This window comes from Halegenticoccus tardaugens, assembly GCF_004116405.1.
GTDB lineage: Archaea > Halobacteriota > Halobacteria > Halobacteriales > Haloferacaceae > Halegenticoccus > Halegenticoccus tardaugens.
This window is the reverse complement of record NZ_SDIC01000006.1, coordinates 228,976-246,202: the sequence shown is the minus strand read 5'-3', so window position 1 is coordinate 246,202 and position 17,227 is coordinate 228,976. Positions and strand designations below refer to the sequence as shown.

The 17,227-nt window shown below is 70.1% G+C and carries 17 protein-coding genes; 10 read left to right on the top strand and 7 right to left on the bottom strand.

All coding sequences use genetic code 11. The annotated features are described in order from the left end of the window. Positions 1-19 precede the first annotated feature (19 nt). Positions 20-205, top strand: coding sequence for an HEWD family protein (locus C3L37_RS17080; protein WP_129115801.1), 186 nt, complete (start codon positions 20-22; stop codon positions 203-205). A gap of 129 nt (positions 206-334) precedes the next feature. Here C3L37_RS17080 and C3L37_RS17075 read toward each other — a convergent pair whose 3' ends face one another. After that, entirely contained in the window at positions 335-1,720 is a 1,386-nt protein-coding gene (locus tag C3L37_RS17075) for a dihydrolipoyl dehydrogenase family protein (protein ID WP_129115800.1), read from the bottom strand. 141 nt (positions 1,721-1,861) lie between these two features. On the opposite strand from C3L37_RS17075, the gene cutA reads away from it, so the two are divergent. Further along, complete coding sequence (gene cutA / locus C3L37_RS17070) at positions 1,862-2,167, top strand: divalent-cation tolerance protein CutA (protein ID WP_129115799.1); 306 nt, start codon at positions 1,862-1,864, stop codon at positions 2,165-2,167. Between the two features lie 3 nt (positions 2,168-2,170). On the opposite strand, the gene C3L37_RS17065 is transcribed toward cutA, so the two are convergent. After that, positions 2,171-2,836 (bottom strand): phosphoglycolate phosphatase, encoded by a 666-nt coding sequence (locus tag C3L37_RS17065; RefSeq protein ID WP_129115798.1) that lies wholly within the window; start codon positions 2,834-2,836, stop codon positions 2,171-2,173. A gap of 333 nt (positions 2,837-3,169) precedes the next feature. On the opposite strand from C3L37_RS17065, the gene dhaK reads away from it, so the two are divergent. The 3 genes from dhaK (at position 3,170) to dhaM (ending at position 5,587) form a co-directional block, all read left to right on the top strand. Next, on the top strand, positions 3,170-4,171 hold the full coding sequence (gene dhaK, locus C3L37_RS17060; protein ID WP_129115797.1) for a dihydroxyacetone kinase subunit DhaK: 1,002 nt from the start codon (positions 3,170-3,172) through the stop codon (positions 4,169-4,171). A 298-nt stretch (positions 4,172-4,469) separates the two neighbouring features. Beyond that, positions 4,470-5,183: a dihydroxyacetone kinase subunit DhaL gene (gene dhaL / locus C3L37_RS17055; protein ID WP_129115796.1), complete on the top strand. Its 714-nt coding sequence runs from the start codon at positions 4,470-4,472 to the stop codon at positions 5,181-5,183. Continuing rightward, a complete protein-coding gene (gene dhaM, locus C3L37_RS17050) occupies positions 5,183-5,587 on the top strand; it encodes a dihydroxyacetone kinase phosphoryl donor subunit DhaM (RefSeq protein WP_129115795.1) in 405 nt (134 codons plus the stop codon). The genes dhaL and dhaM overlap by 1 nt, the downstream gene beginning before the upstream one ends. Before the next feature lie 50 nt (positions 5,588-5,637). Here dhaM and ptsH1 read toward each other — a convergent pair whose 3' ends face one another. The 4 genes from ptsH1 to glpK form a co-directional block, all read right to left on the bottom strand. Continuing rightward, a complete protein-coding gene (ptsH1, locus tag C3L37_RS17040) occupies positions 5,638-5,907 on the bottom strand; it encodes a phosphocarrier protein HPr (protein WP_129115794.1) in 270 nt (89 codons plus the stop codon). 90 nt (positions 5,908-5,997) lie between these two features. After that, entirely contained in the window at positions 5,998-7,176 is a 1,179-nt protein-coding gene (locus C3L37_RS17035) for a Cdc6/Cdc18 family protein (RefSeq protein WP_129115793.1), read from the bottom strand. A 177-nt stretch (positions 7,177-7,353) separates the two neighbouring features. After that, entirely contained in the window at positions 7,354-8,427 is a 1,074-nt protein-coding gene (locus C3L37_RS17030) for a hypothetical protein (RefSeq protein WP_129115792.1), read from the bottom strand. Between the two features lie 3 nt (positions 8,428-8,430). Then, entirely contained in the window at positions 8,431-9,969 is a 1,539-nt protein-coding gene (gene glpK, locus C3L37_RS17025) for a glycerol kinase GlpK (protein ID WP_129115791.1), read from the bottom strand. A gap of 275 nt (positions 9,970-10,244) precedes the next feature. Here glpK and glpA point away from each other — a divergent pair, with 275 nt between their 5' ends. From glpA to C3L37_RS17010, 3 genes are read left to right on the top strand one after another with little or no spacing between them, the layout of a single operon-like run. After that, complete coding sequence (gene glpA, locus C3L37_RS17020) at positions 10,245-12,005, top strand: anaerobic glycerol-3-phosphate dehydrogenase subunit GlpA (protein WP_129115790.1); 1,761 nt, start codon at positions 10,245-10,247, stop codon at positions 12,003-12,005. Then, on the top strand, positions 11,995-13,263 hold the full coding sequence (gene glpB, locus C3L37_RS17015; protein WP_129115789.1) for a glycerol-3-phosphate dehydrogenase subunit GlpB: 1,269 nt from the start codon (positions 11,995-11,997) through the stop codon (positions 13,261-13,263). Before glpA ends, glpB begins: the two co-directional genes overlap by 11 nt. 16 nt (positions 13,264-13,279) lie before the next feature. Further along, positions 13,280-14,692, top strand: coding sequence for an anaerobic glycerol-3-phosphate dehydrogenase subunit C (locus tag C3L37_RS17010; RefSeq protein ID WP_129115788.1), 1,413 nt, complete (start codon positions 13,280-13,282; stop codon positions 14,690-14,692). A gap of 5 nt (positions 14,693-14,697) precedes the next feature. Here C3L37_RS17010 and C3L37_RS17005 read toward each other — a convergent pair whose 3' ends face one another. Next, on the bottom strand, positions 14,698-15,942 hold the full coding sequence (locus C3L37_RS17005) for an FAD-dependent oxidoreductase (protein ID WP_228546302.1): 1,245 nt from the start codon (positions 15,940-15,942) through the stop codon (positions 14,698-14,700). A gap of 228 nt (positions 15,943-16,170) precedes the next feature. Here C3L37_RS17005 and C3L37_RS17000 point away from each other — a divergent pair, with 228 nt between their 5' ends. Both C3L37_RS17000 and C3L37_RS16995 read left to right on the top strand, forming a co-directional pair. Further along, positions 16,171-16,833, top strand: coding sequence for a hypothetical protein (locus tag C3L37_RS17000; protein WP_228546301.1), 663 nt, complete (start codon positions 16,171-16,173; stop codon positions 16,831-16,833). After that, positions 16,830-17,165 carry a hypothetical protein gene (locus C3L37_RS16995; RefSeq protein WP_129115787.1) on the top strand — a complete coding sequence of 112 codons (336 nt, stop codon included), beginning with the start codon at positions 16,830-16,832 and terminating at the stop codon, positions 17,163-17,165. Before C3L37_RS17000 ends, C3L37_RS16995 begins: the two co-directional genes overlap by 4 nt. The last annotated feature ends 62 nt before the right edge of the window (positions 17,166-17,227 follow it).

Below are 17,227 nucleotides of genomic sequence, written 5' to 3'. Positions count from 1 at the left end.
CGCGGCCCCCCGTTCTCGTATGAGCGACACGCGACTTCGCCGGCCGACGGAGCGCGCCTGCGAACGCTGCGGGCGGCGCGAGGTGTGGGAGGACGGAAGCTGGCGCATCGCCGCGCGCGAGGACGGCGACGAACGGGTCGGCAGCGTCTACTGCATCCACGAGTGGAACATAAACGGCACCTTCGTCCCGTTCGAGGAGGAGTGAACCGCCGCTCGGATCGGATCGTCGTCGGAGTCGACGTTGGTATATCCGGTGAGATATACGGATAGATATACGGATAGATATACGGAAATCCGCCCGGGATGACGGGCGCGAACGTCTCGACCGCCCGCCTCAGACGCCCGACGGGGCGACGTCGCGGACGCCGCGGAACGCTCCCTGGACCACTTCCGAGAGCGCGGGGTGGACGTGGATCGTCTCGGCGAGCCGGGTCGCGTCGGCGCCCGCCGCGACCGCGGTGCTCACCTCGTGGACGAGTATCGACGCGTGCGGGCCGACGATGTGAAAGCCCAGGATCTCGCCGTCGGCCCCGACGATGGCTTTCGCGTACCCGACGTCGGGCGAGAGGGCCGACCCCAGCGCCGTTTCGTCGTACTCGTACGTTCCGACCGCGTAGGATCGTTCGTCGTCGAGTTCCGATTCGGTCCGCCCGAGGCTCGCGACCTCCGGCGATCCGAAGACGGCGTGGGCCATCCCGGGATATTCGACCGCGGTCCGGTTCCCGCGGACGGCGTTCTCGACGGCGTACTCGGCCTCCTTGTCGCCGGAGTGTTTGAGCATGTAGTTTCCCGCGATGTCGCCGATGGCCCACACGCCGTCGGCCGACGTTTCGAGGTACTCGTTCGTCTCGACGAACCCGCGGTCGTCGGTCTCGATACCGCCGGCCGCGACGTTCCACCCGTCGGAGTTGGGCCGGCGTCCGACGGCCAGGAGCACCTCGTCGCCCCGAACTTCGATCTCCTCGTCGTCCGCCTCGGCGACGACCGTCGTCCCCTCGCCCGCCGTCCGGAGCGCGGTCGCCTCGTAGCCGAGGTAGAGGTCGTGCTTCCGCCCGTAGGCCTCGGTCAGCCGTTCGGCGACGTCGCGGTCCTCGCGGGCGAGAAGCGCGTCGCCGCGGCCGACGATCGTGACCTCCGCGCCCATCTCGGCGAAGAAGTGGCTCATCTCGACGGCGATGTAGCCGCCACCGACGACGACGAGGCGCTCCGGGCACGCGTCGAGTCGAAGCGCCTCGTCGCTCGTCAGAAACGCCGCGTCGTCCGTCCCGTCGATGGAGTCGGGGACCGTCGGGCGGGAGCCGCCGGCGAGGACGACCCGCTCGCCGGTGACGGTCGTCCCGCCGTCGGCGTCGACCTCGACGGTCCGCTCGTCGACGAACCGTCCCTCGGATCGATAGAGCGTCAGGTTCTCGTCCTCGCGGGCGCGCTCGGCCTTCGCCTCCGCCTCGCGCGCGACCTCGGCGTTCACCGCCTCGACGATGCCGCGAAAGTCGATCCCGTCGACGGAGGCGTCGATACCGTACGATCCCGCCTCGCGGACGGTCTCGACGACGTTCGCGCGGTGGATCAGCTTCTTCGATGGGTTGCAACCGCGGTTGAGACAGGTTCCTCCGAGTCGATCGCGCTCGACGAGGGCGACGTCGAGCCCCGCGTCCGCCGCCGCCGACGCGACGATGTTGCCGGTTCCGCCGCCGAGCACGAGCAGGTCGAACGTGGTCATGGACGGAAGGGCGGTACGGTCGCCACCGCAAAGAGTGCTCTCTCGGCCGAGGTCGGTCCGTCCGTCGTCCGCATCCCGAATGAACGGTCGGCGGCGGGGGCGTCCCTGTAGAATCAAGGGAACCGCGATCGAGGATCGCACATGGTCACAGCGTACATCACCGCGCCGCCCGACGCGGCGGACGACCTCGCCCGGACGCTCGTGGAGGAACGACTCGCCGCCTGCGTCAACCGCGTCCCCTGCGCCTCCGTCTACCGGTGGGAGGGGGAGGTGCACGACGACGAGGAGGTGATCCTGCTCGCGAAGACGACGCCGGAGCGGTACCCGGCGCTGGAGGCGCGCGTGGTCGAGCGCCACCCCCACGAGGTTCCGTGCGTGGAGCGGTTCGACGAAGCCGACGTCCTGGAACCGTTCGGCGCGTGGCGCGCCGGGGCGGTCGAAGAGTAGGGATCAACGGAGCGATTCGAGCACCGAGAGCGTCCCCTCGCTGTACGACCCGTCGACGATCGCGGCGGCGGCCGCCCGCGCCCGCTCGTCCGCGTTGGCGAGCGCGTAGGAGTCGCCCGCGACCTCGAACAGCGAGACGTCGTTCTCCGAGTCGCCGACGGCGACGAACTCGCCGGCGTCGAGGCCGAGGATCTCGGCGACCTCCCGGAGGCCGTTGCCCTTCTCCACGCCGGGCGCTTTGAGGTGGTACGCGTAGCCGGTGTCGAACACCTCCATCCCGTACTCGGCGGCGACCTCCCGGAGGAGCGCCTCGTCGGCGGCGACGTCGACGGCGATCTCCGTCTCCCGCCACCGGTTTATCGTGTCGGCCGCCCCCCAGCCGAGGTCGCCGCCGCGTTCCTCGAACGCCTCCGCGGCGGCCCGCGCGCGCTCGCGGTCGCCGACGAAGGAGACCTCCTCGGCGGCGAGGACGACGCCGCCGTTCTCGGCGACGACGGTCTCTGGAACGCCGAGGAAGTGACAGAGCGCGACGGGGTACGGGAACGCCTTCCCGGTGGCGAGGACGACCGGCGCGTCCCACGCCGGCAACACGTCGAAGAAGCGCGGGTCGATCGTCCCCTCGGGGGTAGTGAGCGTCCCGTCGATGTCGAGCGCGAGCGGTGGGGTCATAAAAGAGCGTTCGGGGCCGTCGAAATAAAGGGATCGAGTACGGACGTCGAGCGCCGGACCGCGCTGTGCGACGCTCTCGCCGAAGATGACTTGAGGTACACGTTGACGAGAGCGGTTCCGCGCCGGTCGTGCGCCCGTCGAGCGCCGTGCGCGCCGGAGAACGCGCATGCTCTAGGCGCTTCCGGGACTTGTACTCGTCGGACTGCCGACCTGACAGTCCGGGAGCCGGGAACGAACCGCCGCGCGCGCGGAGGGCGACGCGTCCGCGGCTCGGAGCCGCGTTCCGGCGCTACAAACGCTTTTTACACAACGCGTGGATTGATACCACGTACTATGAAGAAACTCATCAACGACCCGTCGGACGTCGTCGACGAGATGCTGGACGGCATGGTGGCCGCGTACCCGAACCGACTCCGCCGGCTGGAGGGGATGGAGGTGCTCGTCCGCGAGGACGCGCCCGTGGAGGGGAAGGTCGGAATCGTCTCCGGGGGCGGCAGCGGCCACGAGCCGACCCACGCCGGCTACATCGGCGACGGGATGTTGGACGGGGCCGCGGCGGGCGAGGTGTTCACGTCGCCGACGGCGGACCAGTTACACGCGATGGTGGAGGCGTGCGACGGCGGCGAGGGCGTCCTCTGCGTCGTCAAAAATTACGAGGGCGACGTGATGAACTTCGACACGGCCGCCGAGATGGCCGACATGGAGGGCGTCGAGGTCGAGCAGGTCGTCGTCGACGACGACGTGGCGGTCGAGGACTCGCTGTACACGAGCGGCCGCCGGGGCGTCGCGGGGACGATCCTCGTCCACAAGGCCGCCGGCGCGAAGGCCGCCGGGGGCGGCGACCTCGGGGAGGTAAAAGCCGTCGCCGAGAAGGTCGTCGAGAACGTCGGCACGATGGGAACGGCGCTGACCTCCTGCGTGACGCCCGAGAAGGGCGAACCGACGTTCGACCTCGGCGAGGACGAGATCGAACTCGGCATCGGCATCCACGGCGAACCGGGCACCCAGCGCACCGAGATGATGTCCGCCGACGAGATCACGGAGCATCTCGCGGGGCGCGTCCTCGACGACCTCGACCTCGACGAGGGTCGGCAGGTCCTGACCATCGTCAACGGGATGGGCGGCACGCCGCTCATGGAACTCTTCGTCGTCAACCGCCGCCTCCAGGAGCTGATGGGCGAAGAGGGCCTCGAAACGTGGGACGCGTGGGTCGGCGACTACATGACCTCGCTCGACATGATGGGCTGTTCGATCACGGTGTGCGCGGTCGACGAGGAGCTGAAGGAGCTGCTCGGCGCGCCCGCGGACACGCCCGCGCTGACGGTGACCGAGTAGCCCGGCGGCGCTCGTTTTTGACGCCGTTTCCTCGCTGAACGCGTTCCGATCGGCCAGTGCGAAGGACGGTCGGCGACGGTGCGGACCTCCCCCGCGACTCCCGCCGGAATTCACCGCCGGTTACGGCGCAGTGGTACGCGTGAACGACCAGACAGTACCGGCCGTACTCGCCGGCCTTTCGCGTATAAACGTCGGCGAGGGAGATCGACTCGACCGAGAGACCCGTTTCTTCCTGTGTCCGCCTGCGCTCGAACCCGCGTTGCACAAACGCTTTGCCGGCTCCGACCCGCATACCCGTATGGCCGACACGGAGACCCAGCGCGAGGCGGTTCTCGCCGCCGTCGACAACGTTGCGAGACGCATCGCCGAGGAGAAGACGTACCTCACCGAACTCGACTCGGCGATCGGCGACGCCGACCACGGGGCGAACATGGACCGGGGGTTCCGAGCGGTGAAGGAGAAGACCGCCGAGATGGACGACGCCGACGTCTCTGACGTCGTAAAGACCGTCGGGATGACGATCATCTCGGAGGTCGGCGGGGCGTCCGGGCCGCTGTACGGCGGGTCGATCATGAGCGCGAGCGCGACCCTCTCGGAGGGGATCACCGCGGAGACGAGCGTCGCCTTCGCGGAGGCGTACCTCGAAAAGGTACGGGAGCGCGGAAAGGCGGAGGTGGGGGCGAAGACGATGGTGGACGCGCTCACGCCAGCGGTCCACACGTACAAGAAGTCGATCGAACAGGACGATCTGCCGCCGCTGTCGGCGCTGGCGAAGGCCGTCGACGCCTGCGAGCGCGGCGTCCGCTTTACGACGCCGATCAAGGCGCGGAAGGGCCGCGCCTCCTACCTCGACTGGCGCTCCGTCGGCCACCAGGACCCCGGCGCGACGAGCACCCTGTTCATCATGGAGGAGCTGTTGGCGACCGCGGAGGAGCACCTCGAAGGCGAGGTCGAGGTCGACGCGGAGTCGCCCGAGGAGCCCGAAGAGGAACCCACCCCGGAGGACGACTGATGGTCGGGCTGGTGGTCGTCTCCCACAGCGCGAAGGCGGCGGAGGGGATCTGCGAGATCGCCGCGCAGATGGGCGGCGCGGACGCGAGGATCGAGCCCGCGGGCGGGGACGGCGAGGGAGGGATCGGCACCAGCGCCCCCCGGATCAGGGAGGCCATCGAGGCCGCGGCCGGCGAACGCGGCGACGACGTGGTGGTGCTCGTCGATCTCGGCAGCGCGGTGATGAACGCCGAACTCGCCGTCGAGATGGCCGAGGAGACGTTGGATTGCGAGATTCGGATCGCCGACGCGCCGATCCTCGAGGGGGCGCTCAACGCGGCCGTGAACGCCTCGGGGTCGAAGGCCACGATCGACTCCGTGGTCGACGCCGCGGAGGAGGCGAGGGAGTACCGGAAAGCGTCCTGATCGGACCGGCCGCCCGCGACCTCCCGCCTCTCCCGCCTTTTTTCCTCGTCCTACCCGCTCTCCGGCGTCGAGAGGACGTCCTCCAGCGCGTCGAGGGCCGCCTCGGCGTCGTCGCCCTCGGCGACGAGTCGAACGTCCTCGCCGCTCTTGACGCCGAGGCCGGTCACGGCGAGCATGCTGCTCGCGTCGACCGGGTTCGCGTCCCCGTCGGCGGGCGAAATGGTGACGGTCGCGTCGTACTCGCTGGCGGTCTCGACGAACGTCGCCGCCGGGCGGGCGTGCAGTCCCGCCTCGGGGACGACGGTGACGGTTCGGTCCATGGCCGGCGTTCGGCGGGCCGCCTCTTTACTCGTTCCGTTTCCGATCGCCGCGCGCGTCCGGGAGAAGCGTCGCCGAGGTTGCGCGAAGCCTCACCGCAGTTCGCCGTCGTCCAGTTCGGACAGCCGCTCGAAGACGGCGGTCGCAAAGCGCGGTTCGAGCCGGCTCGGCGGGCGACCGATCCCCGCCGCGTCCTCGACGGTGATCCGGCGGGTGATCCCGCGCTCCGCGAGTTCGTACAGGATGCGCGTGACCGTCGCCTCCGAGAGGTCGATCCCCCCGGACGCGGCGACGGCCTCGGCGGCGACCCCCACGGAGCGCCGCTGTTCGGCGTCGAGCTTCAGGAGCCGACGAAGCACGCGGCGGCGGTTCGTCGACAGCGCGAGCACCCGGCCGAGCGAGACGCCAGGCTTCGGGACGGCCTCGATGCCGGCGTCGAGGTCCTCCGGGAGGACATTCCGGTGGCCGGCCCGCATCGCCGCGTCGGCGGCGCCGAACACGGCGGCGAGCGCGTCGTGGGCGTCGCCGTCGGCCCACTCGGCCATCTCGCGGACCTGTTCGTGCGTCAGCGCGTGCCTCGCCAGCCCGGTCGAAATGCGGCTCGTGAGGACGTCCGCGAGCGCGTGGCGGCGGTACGGCGGGACTCGGATCGCCGCGGCGTCGCAGGCGACGGCCTCCGGACGGTCCCTGCCGACGGCGACGAGCGACACGGCGTCGCCGCGCGCCTCGAACAGGTCGGAGACGGCAGAAAGCGAGAGCGTTTCCGGTTCTCCCACGTGGTCGACCGCGACGACGACGCCGCGGTCGGCCTCGCGGAGTTCCTCCCGGAGGCGGGTTCGGAGCTGCGCCGTCCCGACGCCCTGCTCGGGGATCGACTCCTCCACGAGGGCGTCGAGCACGGCGTGGTACAGGCCGAAGTCGCTCTTCGCGCGCCTCGCGTCGACGTACACGAACGCCGTCGTCCGCGGCTCCTCGGCGCGCGTCGTGGTGAGGATGACCGACCGCGATCCGCCGCGTAGCTCCGAGAGGTGCTCGAACAGCGCCGAGAGCACGGCCGATTTACCCCCGCCCTTCGGTCCCCAGACGTAGAGGTCCGGCGGGAGGCCGCCGTCGAAGACGGGGTCGAGGTGGTCGAGCAACTGTTCGAGCACCGGCCCCCGGCCGGTCGGTTCGGCGGGGTGGACGGTCGGGTCAACCGCGTCGGGGTCGTGGACGAGCCGCGGCTCGCGGTCGGTGCGCTGTCGCCGCGCGATTCGCTCTTTGAGGTTCATGTGATACCAACGGGGTCGGCGCTTCGGTCGCGCGCCGGGTGGTCTCGCTCCCCGGCGAGATCGGTTGGGTCGATCCGCGGCGGCCGGTCGGTTCGCGATGCGCGCGCTGGCCGGGAGCGGCCGACGGTGTGGGTACTCGGTCTCATGGGCGGTGCCGACGAAAACGTTCGACTCGGCTCAGAGGCCGAGCGTCGGAACGTACGACGAATCCGGAAGCACGCCGACGATCGCGAGGAGCCCGATGAGGAGCGACCCGAGGACGATGGCCGCGGCGGGCGGGTCCCAGTGGGTGTCGCCGTGAGCGTAGAACACGCGCTGGAACGCCTCGCCGAACAGCGCCGAGATCACGCCGAAGACGCCGCCGGCGACGAGGCCGAGCGTCGTCGCCCCGGCCGGATCGCCGCCGACGGCCGCGACGGCCCCGGCGGCGCCGATGAGCGTGATGTGGTGCGTCACCGGGATCTTCTCGACGCCGCAGTTGAGGAACACGAGCGTCGCGGCGCTGATGCCGAATCCCATGAAGACGAGCCCCGTCTCCAGGGCGATGAACGCCCCGAGGAGACCGCCGAAGACGCCGATGGTGGCGACGCCCGACCACTTGTACTGGTGGGGGAGCCACGGCTCGACGGCGAATCGCGTCTTTCCGGTCGCGGTCCCGCCGTCGGTCGCCGCGTCGTCGCCCCCGTCGGTCGCGGAATCGCCGATCACGCGCGTCTCCTCGCGCTCGAACGGCGACATGTCGAGCAGACTGCCGCCGCGGTCGCCGATGATGGCGTACCCGAAGGCGACCCGGTGAATGAGCGCCGAGAGCGTGACGCCCATCGCGATGCTGTCCCACGGCAGGAGGAAGGCGTTGGAGAGCTCCGTCAGCCAGAAGCCGACGACGCCGAAGACGGCACCGACGGCGAGCACGTCCGGCTTCGTCCCCTGCGCGAAGGCGATGTTCTTCGCCTCGTGGTAGTCGAAGCCGGTGTCCATGTACCCTCGCTTTGCGGCGTAGGCGGCGGCGGCCGCCCCGCCGGCGAAGCTGATGGCCGGGGAGAACGGCGGTCCGAAGGCGACCGCGGTCGTGATGCCCGCCGCGTCGGGGTTGACGTACTCCGCGACCTGCCCGGCGATGACCATGAACCCGGTGAAGATGAACGCCGGGAGCGCGCCGAGCGCCGCGCCGAACGCGCCGCCCGCGAGCGCCGCGAGGAGCAGCGTCGGATCGACGAAGGCAGCGAGGTCGAGCTGAAGCGGTGCCGTCACGGCCTACTCACCCCCGTCTCTGGCCCAGTCGAGCGAGCGCTCGACGGCCTCGCCCCAGCGCGCGTAGCGACCGTCGACGTCCCTCGCGCTCGCGTCCGGTTCGAACTCGCGGTCGATCTGCCAGTTGTTTCGGAGTTCGTCGACGGTCTCCCAGTAGCCGACCGCGAGGCCGGCTGCGTACGCCGATCCGAGAGCGGTCGTCTCGTCGACCTCGGGACGGACGATCGTCGAGCCGACGATGTTCGCCTGGAGCTGACAGAGGAAGTTGTTCTTGACCGCGCCGCCGTCGACGCGGAGGTCGCCGAGTTCGATGCCGCTGTCGGCCTCCATCGCCTCCGCGACGTCGCGGGTCTGGAACGCGATGGATTCGAGCGTCGCGCGGACGATGTGTTCCTTTCGGGTACCGCGGGTCATCCCGACGATGGTGCCGCGGGCGCGGCCGTCCCAGTGCGGCGCGCCGAGCCCGGTCAGCGCGGGCACGAAGTAGACGCCGTCCGTCGAGTCGACGCTGCGGGCGAGTTCGGCCGTCTCCGCGGCGTCGTCGATGAGTTCGAGGTCTTCGAGGAACTCGATCGCCGCGCCGGTGATGAAGATGGCCCCTTCGAGCGCGTACTGGACCGGCTCGCCGGAGCGCTGGAAGCCGACGGTCGTGAGCAGCCCGTGTTCGCTTTCGACCGCCTCGTTGCCGGTGTTCATCAGGAAGAACGAGCCCGTACCGTAGGTGTTCTTCGCGTCCCCCGCGTCGAAGCAGGTCTGGCCGAAGAGCGCCGCCTGCTGGTCGCCGAGCGCGCCCGCGACGGGCACTTCCGCCCCGAGGAACCCGTCGGGGTCGGTGTGGCCGTAGTACTCGTCGTCGCTGGACGGCCGGACCTCCGGGAGGCTCGCGCGCGGGACGTCGAATTCGGCGAGGAGTTCGTCGTCCCAGTCCATGTCGTGGATGTTGAACAGCATCGTCCGCGACGCGTTCGTGACGTCCGTGATGTGGTTGCCCGTCAGGTTGTAGATGATCCACGTGTCGATCGTGCCGAAGAGGATCTCGCCCTCGCGGGCGCGGTCGCGGATGTCCTGCGGCCGGGCGCGCTGGAGCTTGATCGGGTCGGCGTTGTCGAGAAGCCACTCGGCCTTCGTCGCCGAGAAGTAGGCGTCGGCCTCCAGGCCGGTCTTCTCGCGTATCGTGCCGACCCGGTCCGCGGCCTCCAGTTCCTCGACGCGGTCGGTCGTCCGGCGGTCCTGCCACACGATGGCGTTGTGGACGGGTCGCCCCGACTCGGCGTCCCAGAGCAGCGTCGTTTCGCGCTGGTTCGTCACCCCGAGGGCTGCGAGCTGGTCGGGACCGAGGTCGGCCTTGGACAGCGCCTCCTGGATGACGGACTGCGTGTTCTCCCAGATTTCGAGCGGGTCGTGCTCGACCCATCCGGGCTCCGGGTAGATCTGTTCGTGCTTCTCGTACGCGTTGGCGACGACCTGTCCGCTGTGGTCGAACACCATGAACCGCGTACCGGTCGTCCCCTGGTCGATCGCGCCGACGTATCGGTCTGTCATGTGTAGTCACCACTCCCGCAGGTGGCACGGCCGTTCTTTATCGACGGTGCCGTTCCACACGTAAACTGAATGGAGTATCATTATAAACCTTACTCTAACAACCGTATCTGTTCAATTTTCCATAATGATATCTGTGTATATTACGCGTATTCAGGTCGAATCAAGCGATGTTTCGGGTTCGTGAGATCGGGTCGTTCCAGTCGGGAACTAGTTTACGTTCGGGGGCGCGTTAGAGGTAAAGTAAAGTAGGCGGGGGCCAACCTACGGGTAGACCGATGACAGAAGCACCGACGGCGGTGATCATCGGGGGCGGCTCGACCGGGACGGGGATCGCCCGCGACCTCGCGATGCGGGGCGTGGACGTGACGCTCGTCGAGCGAGGGAACCTCACCCACGGGACGACCGGGCGCATGCACGGTCTGCTCCACAGCGGCGGGCGCTACGCCGTCTCCGATCAGGCGAGCGCGAAGGAGTGCATCGAGGAGAACCGCGTCCTTCGCGACATCGCGAACCACTGCGTCGAGATGACGGGCGGGCTGTTCGTCCAGCGCCCCGAGGACCCCGACGATTACTTCGAGGAGAAACTGGCGGGCTGTCGCGAGTGCGGCATCCCCGCCGAGGAACTGTCCGGCGAGGAGGCTCGCGCGATCGAGCCGTACCTCGCGAGGGACGTAACGCGCGCGATCCGCGTCCCCGACGGGGCGATCGACCCGTTCCGGCTCTGCGTCGCGAACGCGGCCAGCGCGGAGGAACACGGCGCGCGGATCGAGACGCACGCCGAGGTGGTCGACGTGCTCAGGGAGGGCGACGAGGTCGTCGGCGCCGAGGTCGAGCACGCCGCCGGGCCGGGGAAACGAGTTCACGACGCACCAGGTACGACCGAGGAGATCCGCGCGGACTACGTGGTGAACGCGTCGGGGGCGTGGGCCGGACAGATCGGCGACATGGCCGACGTGAGCGTCGAAGTCCGCCCCTCGAAGGGCGTCATGGTCATCATGAACACCCGGCAGGTGGACACCGTGATCAACCGCTGTCGGCCGAAGGGCGACGCCGACATCATCGTCCCCCACGAGACCACCGCCATCCTCGGGACGACGGACGAGGAGGTCGACGACCCCGACGACTACCCCGAGGAGGGCTGGGAGGTGGACCTCATGGTCGACACCCTCTCCGAACTGGTGCCGATCCTGCGGGAGGCGCGCACCATCCGCTCGTTCTGGGGCGTTCGTCCCCTCTACGAGCCGCCGGGCACCGGGACGGTCGATCCGACGGACATCACCCGCGACTTCTTCCTGCTCGATCACGAGGAGCGCGACGGCCTGCCGGGCATGACGAGCATCGTCGGCGGGAAGTTCACGACCTACCGGATGATGGCGGAGAAGATCTCCGATCACGTCTGCGAGAAGCTCGGCGTCGAGGCGACGTGCCGAACCGCGGAGGTGCCGCTGCCGGGCAGCGAGGACGCGGGCGTCCTCGACGACTACATGGAGTCGTTCGGCCTCCGCTCGCCGATCGCGCGGCGGAGCACCCAGCGACTCGGCTCGCGCTCACGCGAGGTCCTCGGCGAGTGGGACGGTCCGAACCCGGTCGTCTGCGACTGCGAGGCGGTCACGCGCGCGGAAATCCACGACGCCATCGAGGGCTCGGGGACCGACCTCAACGCGGTCCGCATTCGCACCCGCGCCTCCATGGGCAACTGTCAGGGCGCGTTCTGCTGTCACCGGATGGCGCAGGAACTCCACCCCGACCACGACGAGTTCACCGTCCGCTCGGCGCTCGACGAGCTGTACCAGGAGCGCTGGAAGGGCGAGCGGCACGCGCTGTGGGGCGAGCAGCTCTCGCAGGCGATGCTGAAGTACGCGCTGCACGCGACGACGATGAACCGCGACGGCGACCCGGCCGCCCGCGACGAGGTCGTCGACTTCGCCGCGTTCGACGCCGGCCCCGCGGCGACGGCGGGCGTCGGCGCGAGCGACGCGGGCGACGACCGCGCCGCCACCGACGGCGGCGCGGCGGGAGGCGACCGTGCCGATTAGCGAGGACGTGCTCGTCGTCGGCGGCGGCCTCGCCGGCTCCGCGGCGGCGCTCTCCGCGGCGGAGACGGGCGCGTCCGTCCGGCTCGTCTCCTACAAGAAGAGCACCCTCCGCTTCGCGAGCGGGCTGGTCGACGCGCTCGGCTACGCGCCCAACGGGGACGGACCGATCGCGGACCCGTTCGAGGCGATCGCCGAACTCCCGGCGGACCACCCCTACGGCGTCGTCGGCGCGGACGCCGTCCGCGAGGGGCTCGCGCTGTTCGACGAGGTGACCGGCGACGCCTACCGCGGCGGGCACACCGACGCGAACGCGCTCGTCCTCACCCACGGCGGGACGATCAAGCCGACCGCGCGGTACCCCGCGCGCGCCGCGTCGGGGCTGGCGAGCGATTCGCGCGACGCGCTCCTCGTCGGCTTCGAGTCGCTCACGGACTTCGACGCGCCGCTCGCCGCCCGCCACCTGTCGGCCGCGGGCGTCCCCTTCTCGGTCGAGGGGGTCACCGTGTCGTTCCCGCGGCGCTTCCGGGCGGACGCGAAGCTGACGCGCTTTTCGAGGTCGCTCGACCGCGACGAGCGCGCGGACGGAACGCGCGTTCGCCGGGCGCTCGCGGAGACGGTCGCCCCCCACCTCGGCTCCGCGGAGCGGGTCGGGTTCCCCGCGCTGCTCGGCGACGAGCGCGCGGACGAGGTTCGCGCCGAACTGGCGGCCGAACTTGGCGCGGCGGTGTTCGAGGTTCCGACGGGGCCGCCGAGCCTCCTCGGGTTGGCGCTGGAGGACCGGCTCTACGAGGCGCTCGACGAGGCGGGCGTCAGGATCAGCACCGGCAACCCGGTCGTCGACTACGAGGCCGACGGCGGGCGGGTTCGGGCCGTGTACGTCGACCGCAAGGGGCAGCGCGTCCCGTACCACGCGGAGCAGTTCGTGCTGGCGACGGGCGGGCTCGTCGGCAAGGGGATCGACTCGGACCGCGAGCGGGTTCGGGAGCCGATCTTCGACTGTCGCGTCCCGCACGCCCCGGACCGGTACGACTGGTTCGACGGCGACGCGTTCGGCGACCACGCGTTCGCGCGGTTCGGGGTCGTCCCCGACGCCGAACTCCGGCCGACCGACGAGGGCGGCGACGCGCGCTTTTCGAACCTCCGGGCCGCGGGCAGCGTGCTCGGCGGCGCGGACTTCGCGGCGGAGAAATCTGGCGGCGGCGTCTCGCTCGCGACCGGGCTGGTCGCGGGCCGCAACGCGGGAGAGGCTACCACATGAGCGACGAGGACACGACATGAGCGACGCAGAACGACCCGCGACGGGCGCGGACGACGACTTCGAGCCGGTACAGGTGTTCCCGGAGGCGGACGAGATGGATCTCCGCCCGGGGGCGGACGACTGCTACAAGTGCACGACGTGCGACTCGGTCTGCCCGGTCGCCGAGGTGGACGACGAGTTCCCGGGACCGAAGTTCCAGGGACCGGAGCAGTGGCGGTTAAAGCGCAAGGGCGACGAGGACATCGACCCCTCGGTCATGTCCTGTTCGAACTGCATGCGCTGCGACAACGCCTGCCCGTCGTCGGTGCCGCTGAGCCAGATGCACAACGCGGCCCGCGGCGAGTACGTCGAAGCGGGGATGGACAAACGATCCCGGGAGTACGTCCGCAACCGCATCCTCGCCAACTACCGGACGATGGCCGAGCTGGGGAGCAAGGTGCCGCGCCTCACGAACTTCGTGATGGGGCTCGGGATCACCAAGCTGTTCAACGAGACGGTGCTCGGGATCACGTCGGAGCGCGAGTTCCCGGCGTTCGCGGAGCAGACGTTCCGCGAGTGGTGGGACGAGCGAGGCGGCGCGGCCGCCTCGAAAAAGCGAGCGCAGGAGGCGAGAGCGGAGCGAGGCGGCGCGGCCGCGTCGAGGGAACGAGCGCGGAACGCGCGAAACGAGCGAGCGCGGGCCCGGGCCGGCGGGATCGACGGTGCCGACGCGGAGAAAAAGCGCGTCGCGTACTTCCACGGCTGTTACTCGAACTACAACACCCCCGAGGTCGGCAAGGCGCTCGTCCGCGTCTTCGAGTCGTTCGGCTACGAGGTCGTCGCCCCGCCGCAGCGCTGCTCGGGGACGCCCATGTTCGCGAACGGGATGCTGGCGGACGCGCGGCGCGCCGCCGGCGTCAACGCCGAGAGCTTCTCCGGGCTGATCGAGGAGGGGTACGACGTCATCGCGTCGTGCACCTCCTGTTCGATGTCGCTCCGGCAGGAGTACCCCGAGCTGTTCTCGATGGACGGCGTCGAGGACCTCTCGAACCACACCTACGAGGCGATCGAGTACCTCCGCATCCACGAGGATCTGGAGGGGGCGCTCGCGGACGCCTCGGTCTCGGAGCAGACCTACGCGTACCACGCGCCGTGTCACGCTCGCAACCAGGGGCTCGACCGGCAGGCGGTCGAACTGTTCCGCGACCTCGACGGCGTGACGATCGAGGACGTCGGGCCCTCCTGCTCCGGCATCTCGGGCACCTACGGCTGGAAGTCGGAGAAGTACGACACGTCGATGGCGATCGGCGAGGAGATGTTCGAGCACATGGAGCACGCGACGGGCGACGTCGGCATGACGGAGTGTCCGACCTGCTCGATGCAGATGGAACACGGGACGGGGTACGAGATCCGCCACCCCCTGCAGGTTCTCGAAGAGGCGCTGACGTAAGCGACCTACCGGGCGTCCGGTTCGGCGACCACGTCCTCGTCCGACGGCGACCGCGCGTCGTACTTTTTCACCAGCTCGTCCAGCGCCGCCGGATCGTCCGCGCCCGGCAGCCGCTCGTTCATCGTCTCGCAGGTCGCCTCGACGCCGAGCTTCTCGCACGTCAGGTCGGCCGTCGCCTCGGCCATCCCCCGGTACGTCGTGAGCTTCCCGCCGACGATGGTGGCGAAGTTCTCCACGCCGCCCGCGGCGTGATCGAGCAGGACGAAGTCGCGCGAGATGCCGCGCGCGTCCTCGTCCGCCTCCCGCCTCGCCTCCTCGTCGGGCGCGTACAGCGGACGGACGCCCCACCACGTCCGGACGACGGGCGCGTCGGCGACCGCCGGGAGCATCCGGGCGCACTGCTCGACGGTCGTCTCGACCTCCCACGGTTCCTCGTCGAACTCGTCGGGGTCGTCCACCTCGACGCTGGTCGTCCCGAGGACGGCCTCGGACTCGTGGGGGACGACGATGTCGCCGTCGTCGGGTTTTCGACAGCGGTTGAGCACCGGCCCGAGCCCCGGGTAGTCCACGCTGACCATCACGCCCTTCGTCGGGCGCATCCGCACCTCGACGCCGGCGAGGGCGGCGCACCGGCCCGCCCACGCGCCCGCGGCGTTGACGACGTACTCGGCCTCGATTCGCCCGCCGACGCTCCCGCCGACGTCGGCGGCGACGATCCGCCCGTCTTCGACGCGCAGCCCCTCCAGCGGCGCGTGCGTACGAATCTCCGCGCCGTGCTCGGCGGCGCTCTCGGCCGTCGCGGCGACGAGGCGGGAGGGGTAGACGACCGCGTCCGGGACGCGCATCACCCGGACGACGTCGTCCGCGAGGTCCGGCACGGCGTTCCGCGCGACCTCGACGTCGACGTCCTCGGCGTCGATGCCCAGGTCGCGGCAGGCCCGAAGCTTCCGCTCGTAGTAGTCGCGGTCGTCCCCGTCGACCTGGACGAAGAAGCCGCCGGTGTCGGCGACGCACTCGCCGGCGATCTCCCGGAGGGTGCGATTCTCGACGATGCACTCCTCCGCGCCGAGCGGGTCGGCCTCGGCGTAGCGCGCGCCGCTGTGGAGCAATCCGTGAGATCTGCCCGACGTGCCGCTCGACAGCCCGCCGCGTTCGATCAGCGTCACGTCCACGCCCCGCATCGCGAGGTCGCGCGCGACGCCGACGCCGGTCACCCCGCCGCCGATCACGAGCGCGGTCGACCGTCTCACGTTCGACGCACCCCGATTCGACGGAGGCGAGTGAGGTCCTGCATCACGTGAGGGACGAAGTGCCGAGCGGACAAAACCCCTCCGCGGTCCGGAGGCGAGCGCTCCGCCGTTCTGTCACCCGGGGTGGGGGGAACGAACTCTCGCGGGTCGGCCGTCGTTCCGGTCGGCCGTCCGGGAGCGGCCAGTAGGGATTTAATCAAAACGCGTGTGTTTTGTTGTGAGTACTACATGACCGCCGAGAGAAGAGGTTCCCCCGAGAGCGAACAGGTACAGAAGATCCGCGTCCTCAACCCCGAATTCGACGAACCGTCCGCCGCCCCGCGGGGGTCGTTGACGGAGGTTCGGCTCCTGACAGACGGCGGGGAGGAAGACGAGGGAGAAGAAGAGAGCAACGGCGAAGAGGAAGGCGAGGACGGCGGAGAGGAGGAAGGTAGTGAGGACGGCGAAGAGGAGGGCGAAGGAGAAGAGAGCGAAGGCGAGGAGGAAGGGGCTACGGTCCTGTTTCTCGACCTCGAGGGGCTGTTCTTGAACCTCCTCGGTCTGGAGCTCGACCTCGACGAGGTCGTCCTCGACGTCTCGGCCGTCCCGGGCGAGGGTCGGCTGGTCGGCAATCTCCTCTCGGCGGTCGCGAACCTGTTGAACGGCGGCGGGCTCGACGACCTCCTCCCCGGCGGGTTGCTCGGGGGTCTCTTCGGAGGCGGGGACGACGACGACGATTCGAAGGGGTTCGTCTCGTCGCTCGCGGAGCGGGTTCGGGGCGTGCTCGGCGACATCGTGAAAGAGCTGCCGCTCGAGGAACTGCTCACGCAGTTGCTCAAGGAACTCGTCCGCCAGCTCTTCGACGGCAAGTCGAGCGGCGACGACAACGGCGGGGAGGGGGCCGACGCGTGAGCGACGAAACGCTGGTGGAAGCGGTCGGCGTCGACGAGGTCGGCGAGAACGTGGACTTCGAGGACATCTTCGAGGGGACGGAGCTCGAAGGCGCGCTCGAAGGGGGCGAGTCCGCCGCCGAGGCGATCGGCGGTCGGCTGGGCGAGCTCGTCGGCCGACACCTCGGCGAGTGGCTCGGCGGCCTCCTCGGTACGTGGCTGGCCGCGAACGTCCTGCGGTCCGAAGGTCGAGCCGAGGGGGACGACGAGGCGGCCGAAAGCGACGAGGCCGAGGGGAGCGACGACGGAAACGGGGACGACGATGAGACCAGCGAGACGGACGAGGAGGGGTGAATCGGGAGTGCCCCGTCCGGTCCAGCGCCCCGCGCCGACGGACACGCGGAGAGCCGGCGGTG